Raw genomic sequence first — 19,729 nt, 5'->3', positions numbered from 1 at the left:
CGCTCAAATGAGCCACGCGTCTGGGCGAGCTCGCTACACCGTGGCTTTGGCGGGCAATCCCAACACGGGTAAGACAACCGTCTTCAACGCCCTCACCGGCCTGCGACAACACACGGGAAACTGGCCGGGAAAGACGGTGGCGGTCGCAGAGGGCGTCTACGTGCACGAAGGGGTGTCCTACAGGGTCGTGGATCTTCCAGGCACGTACTCGCTCCTCTCCACGTCGCCAGAGGAAGAAGCCGCGAGGGACTTCATATGCTTCGGCGGGGCCGATGTGACCGTGGTAGTGACCGACGCCACGTGCCTGGAGCGGAACCTCAATCTCGTCCTTCAGATAACGGAGATGACGCCGAAGGTCGTGGTATGCCTGAATCTCGTGGACGAAGCCGAGCGCAAGCACGTCTTCGTCGACGCAAAGGAGCTGTCCGCGGAGCTCGGGGTGCCGGTGGCGCCAACAGTGGCGCGGACCGGACAAGGCATCCCTGAGCTAATGGACAACGTCGCGGCGGTGGCCTCCGGACATGTGGTCACGCGACCACTCCAAGTCACGTACGGCCGCGAGGTAGAAGCTCTGGTGGCTTGCATCGAGTCGAGCCTCAGGGAGGTCGTGCCCAAGGCCGCCCCATGGCTTTCCCCACGGTGGGTAGCTCTGCGACTCATTGACGGCGACCCCGGCCTGATTAGAGCCATCGACGCCGCACTCGACGGACAGGTGCCACCCGACGTGAACCCTCGACGCGTCACCCGATCCGTTGTGGCAAAGGGCGGGATTCCAGCATGAGCCGCCTAGACACGGAGTCATTCGGCGATATCGTGGAGGCAGCCCGGAAGGCGAGGTCTGCCCTGCAGGGGGACGTACGAGACCTCGTGGTAACCAGGATCTACGAAGTGGCCGAGGGCATCTGCCGAAGGACGGTGCGCCGTCCCACGCAAGCCCCGCCTGCCTGGGACACGCGCCTCGACGACATCGTCACGTCAAGGTTGCTCGGGTATCCCCTCATGCTGGCGCTCTTGGGTGTGGTGTTTTGGATAACCCTTGTGGCAGCGAACGTGCCGTCGAAGTGGCTCGGCGCCGCTCTGTTTAGCTGCCAGGACCGCCTTCTCATCCTCTTCACACGTGCCGGAGCTCCCGCGTGGCTGACCGGCATCACGGTAATGGGCGCCTACAGGGCCCTTGCCTGGGTCGTGTCAGTGATGTTGCCTCCCGTCGTCATATTCTTTCCCTGCTTCGCGCTGCTTGAAGACCTGGGTTACCTGCCAAGGGTGGCCTTCAACCTCGACGCCTTCTTCAGAGGCGCGGGCGCTCACGGAAAGCAGGCTCTCACGATGTGCATGGGGTTCGGGTGCAACGCGGCCGGGGTGGTCTCGTGTCGCATAATCGAATCGCCTCGGGAACGGATCATCGCGGTCCTCACCAACAATTTCGTGCCTTGCAACGGAAGGTTTCCGACTCTCGTCGCAATGTCATCGGTATTCTTCGGCGCCGGCCTGCAAGGCGCCGCGGCTCTCTCGCTTCTGGCAACGGTGCTGTTGGGCGTTGCGGTGACGCTCGCTGTGTCCTGGGTTCTCTCGCGCACCACGCTTCGAGGCGTCCCATCGTTCTTCGTGCTCGAGCTCCCGCCGTACAGGAAACCGCAGGTCGTAAGGGTGATTATACGAGCATTGCTCGATCGAGCTCTCTTCGTCCTGGTTAGGGCGGCAAGCGTGGCGGCGCCAGTTGGAGCTCTAACGTGGGTGCTGGCCAACTCGACCTTGCGCGGCGCGAGTCTTCTCACACGCCTCGCGGCCGCGCTCGAGCCCTTCGGCAGGGTCATCGGGCTCGACGGCCACGTCATGACGGCGTTCCTTCTGGGTCTACCCGCGAACGAGATAGTGATACCCGTGCTTGCCATGGCGTATACCGGTGCCGGCGCCATGGTGGATCCCGGCGGACTTGACGCGCTCCGGCAGCTTGTCACGGCGCACGGATGGACCCCACTTACCGGCGTCTGTCTCACCCTGTTTTCCCTGCTGCATTACCCGTGCGCCACGACGCTATGGACCATATGGCACGAAACGAGAAGCGCCAAGTGGACCGCACTGGGCGCTCTCCTGCCGCTCACGGTCGCCTGTGCGGCGTGTTTCCTTGCCTCTTCTCTCGGCAAGCTCCTCGGAATAGCCGGGTGAAAGACACCCAAGCCCTCCGGATCCTGACGCCTTGGGGGACATCCTGAGTTCGGTATCGCGCTAGGTACGCCGAAGCGCGTGATCCAGGTCGTCGATGATGTCCTCCGGATCCTCCAGCCCCACGGACAGACGCACTAGGGCCTCGCTGAACCCAAACTCGGGCAGCCTCTCCCTGGGGTACTCGCGATGAGTCATGGATGCCGGGTGTTCGACGAGGGTTTCGGCGTCCCCCAAGCTCACGGCTATGGTGGTGAGCCTCAGCCTGTCGATGAAGCGCACCGCAGCTTCGTATCCCCCTCTCACTTCGAAGGACACCACGCCTCCGTAGCCCCGCATCTGGCGTCTGGCCAAGTCACGCTGGGGAAAACCATCAAGGCCTGGGTACGACACACGCTCCACTTTCGGATGGTCCGAAAGGAACCTCGCCACCACCAGCGCATTGCTCGCGTGGCGCTCCATCCGGACTCCCAAAGTCTTCAGCCCGCGCAGAAACAGCCACGCGTTGAACGGCGAAAGCACGCTCCCGAGGTCGCACAGGAATTCGAAGCGCAGCCTCAGAATGTAATCGGGGTCGCGGGCCACCGCTACCCCGCCCAGGGCGTCCCCGTGCCCTCCTATGTACTTCGTGCAGGAGTGCACGACCACATCGGCGCCTAAAGCGAGCGGATTCTGGAAATACGGCGTCGCGAACGTGTTGTCCACGACTACCACAGCCCCCACTTCGTGAGCTGCCATGGAGGCTTCTCGTATGTCAACGAGCTCGAGGCTTGGGTTGGCGGGGGTCTCGATATACACGACCTTGGTCGCTTCGGTCAGGGCTGCGCGCACCGCCCCGGGGCTTGCAAGGTTCGCGAACCTAGTCTTCACGGAGTAGCGCGGAAGGAGCTGCGTCAGGAGGTGGTAAGTCGATCCATAGATGGTCCGAGAGGTCAGGACCTCGTCTCCCGCCTCCAGGAAGGAAAGGAGAACTGAGGAGATCGCGGCCATCCCAGACGAGAAAGCCACCGCCTTCTCACCTTTCTCGAGTATCGCCATCTTCCTCTCGAAGAGCCGCAAGGTCGGGTTGTTGCCTCGGGTATACACGTACTCCGCGGACTCGCCTGAGAACACCTCCTGCGCGTGGGAGACGCTGTCAAACACGAAGCTGGTGGTCTGGTACAGCGGCGGGTTGAGCGCACCAAGCGCGTGTTTGCCATCCCAGCCGGCATGGATCGCCTGCGTATCGAACCCAGGGGCGCGCCGTGGCCCCTCGTCTCTGCCCGCTCCGTTTCCCATTCTGCCTTCACCATCCCGAGTCTTTCCAGTCCTCGTGTCCCTCATCTCTCGAAAGCCGGGAGACGGCATCGAGAGCTATCTCCGCCTCGAGCTCCACTGCCTTCGCCACCACGTCTCGATTGGGATTGTACGAGTCCGCCTCGAAGTCTATGGCCACGCCGTCCACGGCGAGGATCGCGCCAGCGCGCGCGCCGCGCAGCGCGGCCACGATGAGAAGGGCCGATACCTCCATCTCCACGCCTATGGCCCCGGCGCGGCTCATCTCCGCGTTGGGCAGCGGCAGGATGCCCGGATAAAACGCCCCCACGGTCAGCACGATACCCTTGGCCACCCTGGCACCGCGATCGCGAGCCTCCCTATACAGGGCGTCCGCCACCTTGGAGTCGGCGATCGCCGGGAACGAGAGCGGAACCAGCTGGGACGTCACCCCGTCCTCCCGGACGGCGCCGGTGGCGACTATGAGATCGCCGTCTACTATGGCGCGGCTCAACGACCCCGCTGTTCCCACCCTGATTAGCACCCTCGCCCCGGCTTTGATTAGTTCTTCGAAACACACGCACGCCCCGGCCGCTCCCACTCCGTGGGACGCGACCGTGACCGGTGTGCCCCGGTATACACCGTTCACCACTCGATACTCTCGGTTGTACGCTACCTCGCGGACATTCTCAAGGTGCTTGGCGATGATGCCCGTCCGGCCCGGGTCCCCGCAGACGACCACGTAAGAGGAGATCTCGCCGGGACGGATCTTTAGTATGGGCAGAATCTGGGCTTCTTCCATCCTACCCCACCCCGTTTCCTTCTGCCTGGAACTGCTTGGCTTGTTGGGCGTTCGGAAGGGAGCGACCAATAGCTCCAACAGGGGGATCGCTGGACGTAACTCAATGCCCCACACGAGCCGTCGCCCCGCTCGTAGACTCATCCGTGCCGAGGGACGAGCCCTCTCAGGCTCTTGTCATACGGGGGACGGGCTATGCCTCTGTCAGTGATGATCGCCGAAATGTACCATGCCGGGGTGACATCGAAGGCGGGGTTGAACACGTCCACGCCTTCCGGCGCTATCCTGTGCCCGAGAATGCCCACGACTTCCTCCGGATCCCTTTCTTCGATGGGGATGTCCCGGCCGGTAGGGCAACCAAGGTCGAGCGTTGACACTGGGGCGGCGACGTAGAACGGAATGCCGTTCTCCTTCGCGAGCACCGCAAGGCTGTACGTGCCTATCTTGTTCGCCACGTCACCATTTGCAGCGATCCTGTCGGCGCCGACGATCACGCAATCGACTCTGCCGAGGTTCATCACGTAGCCGGCCATGCCATCCGTTATGAGCGTCACAGGAATGCCCTCTTCCAAGAGCTCGAAGGCGGTCAGCCTCGCGCCCTGAAGGTACGGCCGGGTCTCGTCAGCGTAGACGCGCACGCGCTTCCCCTGTTCGACCGCGGCCCGCACGACCCCAAGCGCTGTACCGTACCCGGCGGTCGCGAGCGCGCCCGCGTTACAGTGCGTGAGCACCGTCACGGGATCTCCGAGGAGCGGCGCTCCGTGCCTGCCGATCCGCCTGTTCGCCTCGACGTCGTCCATCTCCATGGCCCGAGCGGCCTCTTCCAGAGCGGCGGGGATGTCCCTCCAGTCCTCACAGCCCAAGGCAACGTCCAACATTCTCTCCACCGCCCACGCCAAGTTGACCGCGGTAGGCCTCGCCTGTGCGAGGTCCCGCGATGCCGCCTTGAGGCTTTCGATGTACGCCCCGCGAACGTCGGCTTCCAACTCACGCGCGGCAAGGACCATGCCGTACGCGGCGCTGACGCCTATTGCAGGAGCACCCCGAACCTTCATCTCGCGGATCGCATCTCTCACGTCGCGATAACTTGCGCAGCTGACGAACACCTTGTCCGAGGGCAGTCGGGTCTGATCCAAGAGTTCCAGCGTCCTTCCAGTCCACACAATGGGCCTCAACATCCGGGATCTCACGTCCCCCTCCGGAGCCAGATCGCGGCCGTGCTATCGCGCGGGACCTGTCGAGGACCAGCCCGTCGGGTCCGCGGAGGTTTCAGCGGGCCGCGACCCCCTCTCGTCCCTGCGTTCAGCCTATGCGGTACTTACGCACGCCGTCTTCGTACAGGTCGTTGCCGTACACGTCGTTTACGACGACTGCCGGGAAGTCTTCCACCGTGAGCTTCCTGATCGCCTCGGGACCGAGGTCTTCGTACGCCACAAGCTCCGATGCCTTCACGCACTTCGCGAGAAGCGCGCCGGCGCCACCTATGGCGGCGAAGTACACAGCCTTGAACTTCACCATGGCGTCTCTCACGTCCTGGGAACGGCTTCCCTTCCCGATCATGCCCTTGAGCCCGTGCTCCATCAATATGGGAGCATACGAATCCATCCTGTAGCTGGTGGTTGGCCCGGCCGAGCCGATCGGACGACCTGGGGGCGCGGGCGCCGGACCGACATAGTATATGATCTGACCTCGTATGTCCACGGGAAGCTCTTTCCCCTCGTTGAGCAACCCAACGAGCCTCTTGTGTGCGGCGTCCCGAGCGGTGAACAAGATTCCCGATATCCTCACGTTGTCGCCGGCCTTGAGCCGCGCAACCACGTCGTCAGACATGGGTGTACATATGTCTATCGTCACCTGTGACCCCTCCTCCGGCTTGATGTTCATCAGATCACGGCTCAGAGCACTATCGATTCATGCGGGCCTACGTGACAGTTGAGGTTCACGGCCACAGGCATGCTCGCAATGTGGCACGGCGCGTACTCGACGTTCACGGCAAGCGCCGTCGTCCTGCCTCCGAATCCTTGCGGCCCGATCCCAAGCCTATTGACCTCCGTGAGGAGCTCCCTCTCGAGCTCGGCGTACAGCGGGTCGGCGTTGTGCGAGCCCACAGGCCGCAGGAGCGCCTTCTTTGCGAGGAGTGCCACGCGGTCGAAGGTTCCTCCTATCCCGACCCCCACCACCACTGGCGGACAGGGATTGGAGCCCGCTTTTTGCACGCGTTCAACCACGAACTTCTTCACACCTTCCACCCCGGCCGCAGGTGGCAGCATTGCGATGCCGCTCATGTTCTCCGCACCGCCCCCCTTCGGCGCCACGGTTATCCTAAGGCCTGTGCCGGGAACGATGTCCGTGTAGATCATCGCGGGCGTGTTATCTCCGGTGTTCACCCTCTTGAAGAGCGGGTCGTTCACGAGCGACTTCCGAAGGTAGCCCTCTATGTACCCTTGTCTCACTCCGTCATTGATAGCCTCGTAGAGGTCCCCACCGACGAAATGCACGTCCTGCCCTACCTCGAGGAAGACCAGGGCTACCCCGGTGTCTTGACAGGCCGGGACCCCTTCTTCTCGTGCTATCCGGTGGTTCTCGAGTATCTGTTTGAGGACCTCCCTTCCCACGGGGGACTCTTCCTCCTCAACAGCACGCTTTAGCGCCGCTATCGTCTCGCCCGGAACATTGCAGTTTGCGCTTATGCATAGCCTCTTCACAGCGGCCGTGACGTCTGACACGCGTATCTCTCGCAGCTCATTGCCTCCCATGCGATCTCCTCCAGTCTTCGTCCGAATGCGGTCGCCCTCATCCCACGCCCCGCTCGGTGTCGCCGAGGGGACCCGACCCTACTTGCCCGTCACGGATACGCCCTCGAGCTGGATGTATGGCAGTCTGGCTTCTCCGAGCGTCACCGTTTCCATTGATACGGCTGCTATGCGCGAGAGGAGTTCGTAGATGTTTCCCGCGATCATGACCTCCTTCACGGGCTTGACGACCTCGCCATTCTCGATGTACTGTCCGCCCTTGACCACACCTGAGAAATCGCCGCTCACAGGGTCGAGATTCCCGGAGAACCTGTTGACAACAAGCCCCTTTGCGGTGTCCCTGATCATGTCCTCGAGAGGCACGGTCCCGGGGGCGATGACGAGGTTTGTCGTTCCGATGCCGGGCGTCGTCTGGTCACTTCCCACCGCGCGACCGTTGGAACGGACCCCATCCTTGCGGGCGGTATAGCAATTGTGGAGATACTGGCAGAGCACCCCGTCCTTGATTATCTCGAGCCTCTGGGGCGGGACGCCCTCCCGGTCGAATGAGGTCGAGCCCAGGCCAGCGGGGATGCGCGGGTCATCGACGACGGTGAGACCCACTGATGCCACGCTCGTCGCCAGCTTCCCGTGCCACCGCGACCTTCCCTCCTGAACATTGTCAGCGGCTGCCGAAAACGCCACTGGCTGAGCAATGAGCTCGCCTCCAGCGTAGGGAGTGACTATGACCGTCCCCCTGAAACTCGGGATGGTCGTGGCTCCGAGCGACTTCACCACCTTCTCCGCAAGACGCCTCCCACTCGCAGCCAGGTCGATGTCGTCCAAATTGCAGGATCCGCAATACTCGACGTCGAACGACGAAACGTCGTCGCCTTCGCGAGCAAACCCTAGGGCGGTGCAGGAGAAGTTGCTGACCCTCTCGAAAGCGCGCACACCCCTCGAGTTGGCCAAGGCGCGTTCACCCGCCTGTGCGACGAAGCCCGCAGCGTCGATGGTCACCCGCCGGTCATATCCCCTCGCCGCCTCCACGAATCTCGAGCCGAGCTCAACGGCATCGTCCAATGCAAGCTCAGTCGCCCTCTCGTCGTGTACCCCGGGCACATTCGTCACCTCTGACGGCTCGGGGAAGACGTGATTGACGTCAGGAGGCGAAGCCGCCGCTATGGCGAGCGCAGCCTGGATGGTGTCGTCTATCGTTTCGCGGGTCAAGACGTTCGTCGCAGCAAACCCCAGCCTCGCATCGCGGATGACGCGCACGCCGATTCCCTCGTACGTATCACCCTTCGGCACCTGGAGGTCGTTTTTCTCGAAAACGGCCTCTAGCTTACGCGTCCTGAGGTAGTAGACCTCGGCTTCGTCCGCCCCTTTCGCCTTGGCGCGCCTTACCACTTCTTCGCACAATTCCAAGCCTTTCATCCCACCGTCCTCCCCTCAGTCATGACGTCCGCCGATGGTCACCCGACATCTCAGGTAAGGCCCGCCCGCGTCGACCTTGGCAAGCTGCCATTTCCCGCAATGGCCTGATCCAAGGGCAAGCTCGAAGTCACCGGAGACCGCGTCCACGCTCTTCAGCACGTCAAACGCTTGTCCGGAGATAGTCACTCCCTTGACGAGCTCCGCGATTTTCCCATGCTTGATCCTGTACGCCTCTGAGACACCAAACATGAATTCCGCGGTGGAGTCCGCCTGCCCACCTTGGCCCATTTCCTTGAGAAAGAACCCGTCGTCTATGCCTGCGATCATGTCCTCGAGACTCGCTGTGCCTGGCAGGATGAACGTGTTTGTCATGCGGATTATGGGCTCGTCACGATAGGTGAACGCTCGCGCATTGCCGTGAGGCGCCGCTCCGAACGCCGCTGCGGACTCGCGGCTGTGCAGGTAGTTGCGGAGCACTCCCTTGTCGATGATCACCGTCCGCTCACCTAGCACGCCCTCGTCGTCAACGAGCACCATGCCTGCAGCGCCACTCATGGTTCCGTCATCCACGAGCGTCACGAGGTCGGATGCGACCTTCTCGCCTATCTTGTCCTTCACGACGGACCCGCTCTGCACGAAATCGGCCTCGACCGTGTGGCCTATCGCCTCGTGTGACAGGACCCCCACCAGCTGTGGATCTAGGATCACCGTGTAACTGCCGCCCTTTGCGTAACCCGCATCGAGTTTCCTCACGGCTAGATCCACCGCTTCGTCCACCATCTTGTCCAGGTCGCGCTTGCGCAAGAGGTCATGCCAACCCCCCGTGACTCCCCATGCCTTAGCCCCCGTCTCATGAGCATCTCCTCGCCGGACCGTCGCGAATACGTGGAAGCTTGGCTTGCGGTCGACGATGTGCGCCTGCGCGCCGTCGGAGGTCACGATGTACTTCTCGTCGGCGTACTCGGTGTATATGACCATGCTCCCGACCACGAGGGGTGACGCGTCGCGCATTCGCCTTTCCGCTCCCAAGACGACCTTCATCTTCTCGGCTATGTCCGGCTCGTCGTCGAACGTCTGGCAAGCGAATTCCCCACTCGCGAGACGTGCCGCGGAAAGCCTCGCCTTCTCCCTTCGCAAGCGGGCACCAGCTCTCGCCGCGTCGGAAGCCTCGGTCACGGCCCTTCGCAACCCCTCCAAAGTGACATCCGTGGTGGATACGAAGCCCCACGAACCATCCACGAGACACCTCACTCCTGCCCCGGCGAGCGTACGTCGCTCGACGCGTCTCAGCGCGCCGTTGCGCGCGTCGACGGCTGTCTGGAGACGCCTGTGGTACCTGATCTCGACGTACCCTTGCGCCTCAGTCGCAACGGACTTCAGTAGATCGAGCATCGCGTCACCTTCCCTTCGCGTTGATCGCCACTAGTCGATCCTGTGTATCTCCTCCAACGGACCTCTGACATCCCTCATCCACGCAGCACCTAGCGGCCTGTCTCCACCCGAATCGCCGACCCGTCGGTGCCAACGACCACGTCTCCATGAATGTCCGTGCGGAACACTCTGCTTCCGCAGGCAACGAGATTGCGAAGGGTCGCCTGGTGAGGGTGGCCGAATGGGTTGCCTGCACCCACGAGCACCACCGCAATCGCGGGACTCACCGCCTTGAGGAATCGAGGGCTTGACGAGCTCGAACTGCCGTGATGCGCCACCTTGAGAACGTCTGCCCTCACTTCGAGTCCGCTCCTCAGGATGGCATCCTCCGCTTCCCTCTCGGCGTCTCCCATGAGTAGGAAGCTCACGCCGCGAAACCTCAGTCTCAGGACTATTGAGCAATCATTCATGCTTTCCGCCAGCGGCTCCGAAGGATGCAAGATCGTTACGTCCAGGCCAGGACCCAGATCTATTACATCGCCCGCCCGTCCCAGGCGGAAACTTGCGCCCTTCTGGTCGACGAGCGTGAGGAAGCGCTCGTACGTGGTGGTCGTGTGGATCTTCCCCGAATCCACCACGAGACCGACAGAGAAGGCTTTGAGCACTTCCAGGAGCCCACCGATGTGGTCCGCGTGAGGGTGAGTGGCCACCACGACGTCGACGCTCGAGACACCGTGGCGTTTCAGGTAGCTTACAAGCCGGTCCGACGTCTCCGCAGGACCACCGTCCACGAGCATCCTCTTGCCGGACGGCGCCTGCACGAGCACGGCGTCGCCCTGGCCCACATCTATGAAGTGGACAGTCAGGCGGGCGTCCCCTCGCGGTTGGTCCGCGGCGCCCGCCCAGGCCCGCGCTGCCGCCAGAGCGAACACGACGAGGACGCCAGTCAATAAGACACGGCGCGCTCCTGCGCTCCTTTCACGCCCCGCACCTGCCGTGAGACGACGCTTCCGCCGCATGAGAGCGCGCCTCCACACGGGCCCCGCAGACCTGGAAGCGTTCATCCGCGGGCCTCCTGCCTTTCTGTCGGACATTCGCCTTTTCGTGCTAGTTGACTTTGGTTAATTCACCGCGGCGGTCTGCAATTCCTCCAATGACCCCGAAAACCAAGAGCTCGCCGCTCGTCGCGGCGAGCCCGCGTCTAGACCTCGAGGCTCAGGAAACGAGGCTCAGGTGACCGCTCACGCTATCGGCGACGCTCACTGAAGGAACCTTCCGATCGCGCTCTGAAGCGCCTTGACCTTTTCCTCTTCGACGACGTATACCAGGTTTCTTCCCGTCGCTGTCGCATGTAGCGCCTCGCCTCGGTCCATCTTTCTGCCTATCTTGAGCTCCAAGACGTTCCCGTCACCGAGGTCGAGCTCCACGCTTGTCCGAGGTCTGTCGAGCCCGTAGCGCGCGTCAGCCGTTCCCGCCACCGAGCCCTCGACCACGGAAGCCACGGTGACGTCGCGCAGCGCCGCAAGCAGTGCTGACATTTCATCCTCGGAGTACCTCTTCTCGCCCGCCTTGAGCTCCCACTTCACGCCCTCCTTGACGACCTCAGCCGGCTTCGTAGCAGGCTGGCCCTGGATGAGGGTGGCCTTGGCTGCGTCCAGGTTGGGTGGCACGGTCTTCCACCCCTTGCCGTCTCTCAGGAAGGCGACAGCCCTTCCTTGATCCACACACGTCACGCGAAGAACGTCATCGTCATTCCATGATAGCAGCTCCTTCTTGACGAGGTCCACAGCTCCCGTCTCGAGCGGAGCGAAGGCGGCCGGATTGACCAAGTACACTGAAGGAGAGTCGGAGGTGCGGACGTAAAAGCCCATGTCGTCCGGAGCCTCGGAACCCACGAGGAGCTCAAACACGGAGTCACGCTCCGTACTCAGAACCTCCACCCGCAGCCTCGGCCGCTCCAAGCCCCACCTTTCGAGGTCTCTGCCCTCGTCGTCCACGAACTCACTCACGCTCAGTCCCGTGAGATCCCAAACGAGGTCACTGACCTTCCATTTGTCTGCCACATCGTTGAATGGCTGGGTGATGCGCCACTCTTCCTCCCCGGCTTCCTCCCCTTGCACCCTCTCCAATCTCACATCGAGCCCCTCGGGCTTTACGAGGCGCAGGGCGGTCACAGAACCGCTCTGAACCGGGACGACGTTCCTCTCGCGGAGGTCTTCGAATCTCTTGTTCAATGCGGACACGGTGCTCGACGCGACGGTGTATATCGCGCCGGAGTCGGCCAGCTTCACGTAGCGCGCGCCTCCGACGGGTGTCTCACCTCCTAACAGAATGGCCTTTTCACCCTCCTTCATATGAAGAGTGATCTTGAGCCACGGATGGTCGAAACCGAAGGTTTCGAGTTCGCCGTCTCCGGCTTGATCTGTTATTCTCTTCTCGCACGTCAGCTTCGCGGCAGCGTTCACGAGAGCTCTCACGGCGTCGTCGCTCGCGGCCACGGCCTTCGGAGACTCGATCCGCCACTCGGCCTTGCCGTGTGCCTCGCCCCTCGCTACCTCCACTCGGCCAGACGCTCGTTCCACGGTCACACGAGTGACCTCGTCGGCCGCCACATCGACGAGGATCTTGCCCGCGTCCTCTCCCGGCGTCCTCACGCCCTCCACGAACAGGATATACGCCCCGAGCGCCACCACCACGGCGACTGCGATGTAGGTGCTGGCGAATTTCCTCATAGGTTGCGCCTCCTCAGCCAGATTCCCCCACCTACCAGCAGGAACACGAGCGGAATCCCCACGACGGTGGAGTAGAACACGAGGCTGGCCTGCTGGCCTGTAAGATAAATCTGGCTGTAGCTTGGAGACTTGGCTCGGATAGTGATTGACTCCTCCTTGCCCACTAGCCATCCCACGGAGTTCATGAAGAGGTCGATGTTGCCCTGGAAGGTCACCACGTCGTTGTCGAGAAAGCTGGCGTTCCCCACGATGAGCATTCTCGCCTTTGCCCCATCGCCGGCCGCTTTGCCGACCCCGTCCTCGCTTCGCGTTCCTTCATCCGCCGAGCCGTCTTTGGTCCCGTCATCCCCGCCGCTCTCGGCTACGGTCTTCTTCTCCGACACACGCTCCACGGCGAATGCCAAGACGAGCGGCCCCTTGTTGTCTGACTTCGGGTCGAACGAGACTTGCTTGGCCTCGAGATCGGTCTCTCCCCACGACTGCCCGGAAGTCTTGAGGAGCGCCGAGACGGTCACGCCCGGATCTGCCGACTCTCGCGACTCGAACAGGCTCCTGCTCCTAGGCAGCACGCACCCGAGTTTCTCCGTGATGAGCTTCATGGTGATGTCGTGGTACTGCACCTCGGGAATCGGGCTCCCCGCGTCGAGGAAGTAGTGGCTTGCGGGATCGATGACCACATCATCGTTCAGACCCACGCCCCACTTGGCAATCAAGGCCTTGATGTTCTGAAGCTGTCCCTTTTGGCGCAACGGCTCAGCAAGCACCATGACGCTGCCGCCACGGTCGACGTAATCTCGAACCGCCTCTATCTCCTTTGGCGCGAGATCCTTCTGCGGACCCGCTATCACGACGAGCGCTGCGTCCCCAGGGACCTTGCCTTCGCTCGCAAGGTTGAGCGTCTTGGTCGTGTACCCCTCGCCCTCGAGGAACGACCTCGCCTGCCAGTAGTCCTGCACGAGGTCGCGCTCTTCATGGCCCACAAGGAAGTAGACGGATCTCTCCTCCCCCTCGAGCACACCGATTATGGCCCGCGTGAAGGCCTGCTCTCCCGCGAACCCGGGTGTCTGCGACTCCCCGCCATACTCCACGAGATCGTACTGCATCACCTTGCGCGACCTAGAACCCGCTTCGACGACGGAGGTTCCGTAAGCTGTGATCTCATACTGCTTTGCCAGCGACGGGTTCTTGTCGGGGTCGACGAACGACACAGAAACCTTCGATGAGAGCCGCGTGTATTCGTTGAGGAGATCCCTCACCATCTCCCCCACAGCATCCCCTTCTGGGAAGAAGGCGGTTATCTTGACGTCGCGATCGAGCTTGCGAAGGATCTGCCTTGTCTCCTCCGAGAGAGTGTACATCTTCTCCTGTGTGAGGTCCAGCTTCGCGGGGTGACGCGCCACTATGACGTTCACCATCAGGACTATCGCGATCACCGCAAGGGTCAACAAGAGGGCGTTGGACCCATATCGCATCCTGCGGCCGAGCGCGAACTTGCGTATCGGGCACGCGCGGAGAATGGCGAGCCTCATGCGCTCCACCTCCTTGAGTCTATCGTCCTCACGGCAAAGAAGAGGAATAAGAAGATGAAGCTGAGGTAGTACATGACGTGAGAGAGATCGATCATACCCTTCTGGAAGCCATCGAAGTGTTCCAGGATTGACAGCGCCGACACGGCTTGGCCCACGGGTCCCGTCACAGCCGCGTCGACCCACCCCGCGATCCAGAAGAGAAGGAGCATGCCAAACCCCACCATCCCCGCTACTATTTGGTTCTCCGTGAGCGCCGACGCAAAGGTCCCCGCCGAGAGACAGGCCGCACCGAAGAGGAACATGCCTAGGTACCCGGAGTAGATGGGACCCATGTCGGGGCTGCCGTAGTTCCGCAGGATGGCCGGATAGACCAGCGTGGCCCCGAGAAACACCAGGTACGTGAGAACGCTCGCAAGGTACTTCCCGACCACTATTGAGGTAGTCGTCACGGGAGAAGTCAGGAGGAGTTCGTCCGTCCCGAGCTTCCTTTCTTCAGCGAGGAGCCTCATGGTGAGCACCGGCGCCACGAAGAGGAACGTTACCGCCATGTTTCCGAACGTTGCTTGCATGCTCGCGCTGCGCGTGGCGAAAAGGAGGATGGAGAAAAAGTACCCGGAGAGCACCAGGAACACCGCGCCCAAGACATACGCTATGGGCGAAAGAAAATACGCGGCGACCTCCCGCTTGAAGATGAACCACGTCTTAAGCACTTGCCGCCACCTCCGACGCTTCTTCTAGCTTCTCCTCGGTGGTGAGCCGGAGGAAGACGTCCTCCAGGCTGAGGTCGACGAACCTCATCTCCACAATCGGCCACCCGCGTTCGGCCATCCTGAAGAAGAGCGCCTCACGCACGTCCGCGGACATCTCCGTCTCCACCGATAGGCGCACTTCGCCCGCACGTCCGGGCACTGACTCAGTGCCACGCCCCGTCCCGGTCTCCTCAACTGAGACCGACCTCACGCCTGAAAGCTCACCAACCTCGGCCACGACGGCTTCCCTCGGACCCCGCACCCGCACGGCGAGGCATTGCGATCCGCGTAGCCTACGCCCAAGCCCCTCGGGGGTGTCGATGGCCGCGAGACGGCCGTTGTTGATAATCACTACCCTCCCGCACACCATGCTAACCTCGGGCAAGATGTGCGAGCTGAGGATCACGGTGTGCTTTCCGCCGAGGCTCCGGATAAGCTCGCGGATTTCGATGATCTGCCTTGGATCGAGCCCCACTGTGGGCTCGTCCAGTATGAGGACGTCGGGCTCTCCGAGAAGCGCCTGAGCCAGCCCCACTCTCTGCTTGAAACCGCGCGAGATGTTCTGGATGAGACGACCGTATACGGGTCCCAGGCCGCAAGATTCCACGACATGCGCGATCTGCCCTGCTCTCAGGGATTTCGGGATCCCTTTGATCTCGGACACGAAGTGGAGGTAACCCTTTACCGTCATTTCGCGGTACACTGGAGGATTCTCCGGGAGGTACCCGATCCGTCTTCTGGCTTCCATGGGCTCCTCGAAGACGTCATGCCCCCCTACCCTAACGGTTCCAGCTGTCGCCGCCAGATATCCTGCTATGATCCGCATCGTCGTTGTCTTTCCCGCGCCGTTCGGCCCGAGAAAGCCGAGGATCTCGCCTTGCTCCACGGAGAAGGTGAGGTCCTCAACGCCTCTTGCCCTGCCGTACATCTTTGTGAGGTTCTCCACCTCGATCACGGCAACGAGTTCCCCCTTTCCACCTTTGAGTCTCAGCTATGGTGCAGCTGTAGCATGTCGGTGATGCGTGGGCGCCCAGTCACCGGTCGGTTTCAGCGGCCCTCCACCCGACCGAACGCTCCGACGCGGGCGAGTCCCTCCAACCGGTGAAGGAGCTCACGATCGTGGCAAGACAAATCACTTCGTCCCGCTCGGGCCAAGAACCCGCACGCGCCGGCAAGGACGGAAGACATCCCGGCGTCCCACGGCGTCCGAGGTCCGGGACAGGTGCCTATGACGAACCATCCCTGTACAACGAACGCGCGCCAGCGACAGTTCCAATGGTCGTGCCGCCTCGCCCGGTCTTGGGGGCATCTTCACTCGGGCCTGGCCCCCACGCCGAGCCCGGACCGTCGCGCGCTTGTGACGAGCTCGGAGGCGATGAGTGCGGCCCCATACGCCCCCGCGTACTGGGCCCTCTCCGGAACCTTCACGGGCGCGGATAGTCTCTCCTCCAGCGACCGCCTGATACCTTCGTTCCGACTCACGCCGCCCGTCATAACGATAGGTCCACAGACGCCCACGCGCCGAACCATTCCCGCAAGCCTGTCGGCGACCGCATCGCAGAGACCCCTGATTATCGACTCCCGGTCTCCGCCTCGGGAGAGAAGGCTCACTACCTCCGACTCAGCGAACACCGTGCACGTGCTGGAAATCCGCGCGCCTCCCCTGGCCAAGCGCCACATGTCGCCGAACTCCTCCAGCGGGACGTTCAGCCTGGCGGCCATGACCTCAAGGAACCTCCCGGTGCCCGCCGCACACTTGTCGTTCATAACGAAGTCAGCGACCATTCCGTCGTCGTCCAACCGTATGACCTTCGAGTCCTGGCCGCCGACATCCACCACGACCCGGGCCGATTCCACGAGAGCCCGCGCGCCACGGGCATGACACGTTATCTCCGTCAGTGTCTTGTCCGCGCCCCGTACTCTCCCTCTGCCGTAACCCGTCGCCACGACAGCCTTCAACGCGTCGGGGCTCACGCCTGCGACGTGGCACGCATCACGGAGGCACTCTTCCGCCGAGCAGGCAACGTCAACGCCTGTAGGCACCACACGCACTCCCGAGATAGCCCCGTCTTCGAGAATCACAGCCTTCGTGGCAGTCGACCCGACGTCTATCCCCGCCGCGAACACCCGATCTCACCGTCCCTTTCGCGCGTCGAGGAGCTCCATGAAAGCGCTCAGCCTCGTGATGGCCTGCGCCTCCGTTCCACACCTCGCGTCCACCCCGTCCCCGTCCAAATTGAGAAAAGGGATGCCCTTTTCCGCGAGTCGCCTCGCGATCATGGCCGCACCTCCGTTTGACTGCCTGCACCCCCACTGAGCGAACTGGACTACACCGTCGATGGAGTACTCCTCAACGAGTCTTTCGATGACTTCCAAGCGCCGCTCTATCGGACCCCAGCCGAAGTTGGACAGCATCTTCTCCGCAAGGCTCGCGAACGGATCACGTGGGTCGGGGCTCGGCCAGTAAGCGAAGCTGTATTCCTCGAAGGCAACGGATGAAGCCCATTCTCCCTCGATGCAACTGAACATCCTCGTCGCATAGTAAGGTCTCAGGTTCAGCCAAAGAAGCCTGTGCCTTTCCTCTCGGACCGGGAAGGCGCCCGAACCGACAGTCCGCTCGAGATGCAGGCGAAGCGCGCTGTAGAACTCCGTGAGGATGGGACTTCCCCACGACCACAGGAAGAGGAGGACATAGTTCAACGCCTCGGACCCGCGCCACGGAGCAGGCACGTTCCGCCTGAGGGCCGAGACCCGCCGATACTCCTCGAGGGTCTTGCGGGAACACTCGAGCGCGCGACCCAGTCCTGCGAGGGAGAGCCCGGGCACTCGCCTCACGAGATCCTCGGCCACCCGCTCGATCTGGGAGGCCAGGTACCGGGCACCGAATTCGGAATGTCCGTACGGGACGTCCAACACGTAAAACGGGCATCCGACAAGCCTGCTCATGTGAAAGAGGGATCTCTTGCCCCCATCGCAAAGGTGCGACGCGGCGACGACAGCCGACGGTCGGGGCAGAAGGCCGGCCGCAAACCCACCCAAGCCGGCCCGATGGAAGCTGCACAGATCGGGGGAGTACCAATGAGCCTCGCCGGCTGAGAGGCTCCGGTCAGCGAGGCCGAAAGCCGCCGCGAGGCCGGCGGCAGCCTCCGGCAGGAACGGCACGCCCCCGAGGCCATAAATCAACTCTGTCGGCACGAATGCGCTCGCGAAGACGCAGGGTCTCTCCCCCAGGTACGCGGCGGCCAGGTCAGAGAGCATGCACCTTATCGCGGCGACCTGATAGGGCTTCGCCCCCCGCATCTCAAGAAGCGGCAGCGCCGCTCGCGCTGCCCGGTACGCCCACGCGCTGCGGAGTAGGAAGTCCGGTCGGATCCCGGTCCGACGAGCAGCGGCCGCCATGGCTCGGCCCAAGACCTGACGGAACCCCGATCTAACGCGGACACGGCTCACGAGGTCCCCACCCGCCCCTCGAGCATCTCCCTAAACGCCGTCGCGCGGGTGATGACTTGACCGGAGTGCGCGAACCCGAATTCCATTTCCAAGAGAAGCATGGGCAGGCGTCCCCGTTCACCCACGCCCCTCTTCAGCTCAGCGAAGTCGTAGTACGCGTGGTCGCAGAATTTAGGTGCCACGTACACTATCCCATGTACCCCACAGGACCCCGCAAGCCCCAGAAGGTATTCCGCCCTGGCGGTCCCGACGAACATCCGGGGACATGCCGGCTTCTTGAGGTATGCCCGGGCAAGGGAGGAGAAGGGCTCTGAAGCCAGATCTGCCTCAGCGCCACGCGGGCCGCAGTCCGCAAGAACCCTGAAGTTGAAGCTGCGCTGACCCAGGCACGAGTCTACGAAGGCCACGGACATCCCTACGCCCTCGAGGACGCCGATGAGCGCGGGCTCCAACAAGCACGTCCCGGAGACGCCGACCCGCACCCGTGCGCCTCCGCCAGGGGCCGCCGCGCGGATCTTGCGGCGAATCGCCGCCCGAGCCTCGCTTACTGCCTCATGTAACCATCCGTCTTCGCCGCCCGGCCCTTCCCCGGTGCCCCCAAGCCCGCTACCGGGATGCCATCCGCGTACAAGGCCCGAAGCGCAGCTATGTCCCAGTGCGTCGTTCACCCCGAGCACCGCGTCCATGGCGTCTGTCGCCGACACGCGGCCGAAGGCCGCCAACCCGAAAACCCTCGCGAGCTCGCCTCGAAGGGAGTCCATGGTCCGGACGACCGCAGCGAGTCGTCGTCGGAACAGGGGGCCGTTCACATCGCAAGTGGCTTCCTGCGGCCCTGTGCTCTCAGCGGGCGACGTTGAGGCGACTTCGCTGGCGAACGCCCTCAACACCTCGGCGTAGTACTCGTCTGCTCCACCTTCGCTCTTCCTCGGGACGTCTACGAAGCAAACCGCCCGGGCGAGTCGGAACTGGCGAAGCGCATCGTACACCCTTCGCATCCCGTCGCAAGACCCCGCCACGGCCACGGTCCACTCTCGCCCGTGTTCACGCACGAACGCCTTCGCATAGGGACAGAGATCACGGGGAAGACAAGTCTCGGCGGACGGAGAGAGCTCGTGGAAGACAGCTCTCTTCGCACCCATCCCCAGGGCTAGCGGGATCTCGAGCGGTATGTAGCTGCACGACGTCAGAACCACGGCAAGCCCCCCGGCGGATCCATTACGAACGCCCGACTCCTTTCGTTCATAATTCTCTCACCGCACGGCCTCTCCTGCTGCTCCCTCTCCCTCCTCCCGATCAGGGGCTTCCCTCCTCCACCAAAGCAACGTCTCAATACCTGGGGTGACCCGAGGAACCCCACCGGGCCGCCGCGCCCTCCGTGCCCCCGGGCCCTCCGAGCCCTCCGCGACCTCATAGGAGCCTCAGCATGGCTTGAACTCGAGCAGCTGGTCGGAGATCTCTCTGTCAACGGACTGTGATTTTGTCACCCCAAAACACATTCATCTGGACTGAGAAA

Annotated in this window: 17 protein-coding genes; 2 read left to right on the top strand and 15 right to left on the bottom strand. The window is 62.9% G+C overall.

The features are described from left to right. The first annotated feature begins 7 nt into the window (after positions 1–7). Positions 8–781, top strand: coding sequence for a 50S ribosome-binding GTPase (locus tag NUW12_12375; GenBank protein ID MCR4403545.1), 774 nt, complete (start codon positions 8–10; stop codon positions 779–781). Then, positions 778–2,166, top strand: coding sequence for a ferrous iron transporter B (locus NUW12_12370; GenBank protein ID MCR4403544.1), 1,389 nt, complete (start codon positions 778–780; stop codon positions 2,164–2,166). Before NUW12_12375 ends, NUW12_12370 begins: the two co-directional genes overlap by 4 nt. A 60-nt stretch (positions 2,167–2,226) precedes the next feature. Here the strand turns inward: NUW12_12370 and NUW12_12365 are convergent, their stop codons facing one another. The 15 genes from NUW12_12365 to NUW12_12295 form a co-directional block, all read right to left on the bottom strand. Further along, a complete protein-coding gene (locus NUW12_12365) occupies positions 2,227–3,441 on the bottom strand; it encodes an aminotransferase class I/II-fold pyridoxal phosphate-dependent enzyme (GenBank protein ID MCR4403543.1) in 1,215 nt (404 codons plus the stop codon). 7 nt (positions 3,442–3,448) lie between these two features. Beyond that, positions 3,449–4,219: a nucleoside phosphorylase gene (locus NUW12_12360; protein ID MCR4403542.1), complete on the bottom strand. Its 771-nt coding sequence runs from the start codon at positions 4,217–4,219 to the stop codon at positions 3,449–3,451. Positions 4,220–4,356: 137 nt separating this feature from the next. Beyond that, the gene (mtnA, locus tag NUW12_12355) at positions 4,357–5,394 is read right to left on the bottom strand and encodes an S-methyl-5-thioribose-1-phosphate isomerase (protein ID MCR4403541.1); all 1,038 of its coding nucleotides are present in this window, start codon (positions 5,392–5,394) and stop codon (positions 4,357–4,359) included. A gap of 124 nt (positions 5,395–5,518) precedes the next feature. Then, positions 5,519–6,100, bottom strand: a complete 582-nt coding sequence (locus tag NUW12_12350; GenBank protein MCR4403540.1) for a Fe-S-containing hydro-lyase — start codon at positions 6,098–6,100, stop codon at positions 5,519–5,521. 11 nt (positions 6,101–6,111) lie between these two features. Beyond that, positions 6,112–6,957 (bottom strand): fumarate hydratase, encoded by an 846-nt coding sequence (locus NUW12_12345; protein ID MCR4403539.1) that lies wholly within the window; start codon positions 6,955–6,957, stop codon positions 6,112–6,114. A 93-nt stretch (positions 6,958–7,050) separates the two neighbouring features. Continuing rightward, complete coding sequence (locus NUW12_12340; protein MCR4403538.1) at positions 7,051–8,385, bottom strand: TldD/PmbA family protein; 1,335 nt, start codon at positions 8,383–8,385, stop codon at positions 7,051–7,053. Positions 8,386–8,400: 15 nt separating this feature from the next. Continuing rightward, positions 8,401–9,777: a TldD/PmbA family protein gene (locus tag NUW12_12335; GenBank protein MCR4403537.1), complete on the bottom strand. Its 1,377-nt coding sequence runs from the start codon at positions 9,775–9,777 to the stop codon at positions 8,401–8,403. Between the two features lie 89 nt (positions 9,778–9,866). Next, the gene (locus NUW12_12330) at positions 9,867–10,706 is read right to left on the bottom strand and encodes an MBL fold metallo-hydrolase (protein MCR4403536.1); all 840 of its coding nucleotides are present in this window, start codon (positions 10,704–10,706) and stop codon (positions 9,867–9,869) included. A gap of 309 nt (positions 10,707–11,015) precedes the next feature. Beyond that, complete coding sequence (locus NUW12_12325) at positions 11,016–12,488, bottom strand: DUF4340 domain-containing protein (GenBank protein ID MCR4403535.1); 1,473 nt, start codon at positions 12,486–12,488, stop codon at positions 11,016–11,018. Beyond that, on the bottom strand, positions 12,485–14,017 hold the full coding sequence (locus tag NUW12_12320) for a GldG family protein (GenBank protein ID MCR4403534.1): 1,533 nt from the start codon (positions 14,015–14,017) through the stop codon (positions 12,485–12,487). The genes NUW12_12325 and NUW12_12320 overlap by 4 nt, the downstream gene beginning before the upstream one ends. Then, a complete protein-coding gene (locus tag NUW12_12315) occupies positions 14,014–14,727 on the bottom strand; it encodes an ABC transporter permease (GenBank protein ID MCR4403533.1) in 714 nt (237 codons plus the stop codon). Before NUW12_12315 ends, NUW12_12320 begins: the two co-directional genes overlap by 4 nt. Then, on the bottom strand, positions 14,720–15,721 hold the full coding sequence (locus NUW12_12310; GenBank protein MCR4403532.1) for an ABC transporter ATP-binding protein: 1,002 nt from the start codon (positions 15,719–15,721) through the stop codon (positions 14,720–14,722). The genes NUW12_12315 and NUW12_12310 overlap by 8 nt, the downstream gene beginning before the upstream one ends. A gap of 356 nt (positions 15,722–16,077) precedes the next feature. After that, complete coding sequence (locus tag NUW12_12305) at positions 16,078–16,893, bottom strand: acyl-CoA dehydratase activase (GenBank protein ID MCR4403531.1); 816 nt, start codon at positions 16,891–16,893, stop codon at positions 16,078–16,080. 6 nt (positions 16,894–16,899) lie between these two features. Further along, positions 16,900–18,216 carry a 2-hydroxyacyl-CoA dehydratase family protein gene (locus tag NUW12_12300; GenBank protein ID MCR4403530.1) on the bottom strand — a complete coding sequence of 439 codons (1,317 nt, stop codon included), beginning with the start codon at positions 18,214–18,216 and terminating at the stop codon, positions 16,900–16,902. After that, positions 18,213–19,409, bottom strand: a complete 1,197-nt coding sequence (locus NUW12_12295; protein ID MCR4403529.1) for a 2-hydroxyacyl-CoA dehydratase family protein — start codon at positions 19,407–19,409, stop codon at positions 18,213–18,215. The genes NUW12_12300 and NUW12_12295 overlap by 4 nt, the downstream gene beginning before the upstream one ends. Positions 19,410–19,729: the final 320 nt, after the last annotated feature.

This window comes from Bacillota bacterium, from assembly GCA_024653485.1.
In the GTDB taxonomy this organism is placed as follows: domain Bacteria; phylum Bacillota; class SHA-98; order UBA4971; family UBA4971; genus UBA6256.
Note: the sequence above shows the minus strand (reverse complement) of the source record. Positions and strands in the feature narration are given on the sequence as shown.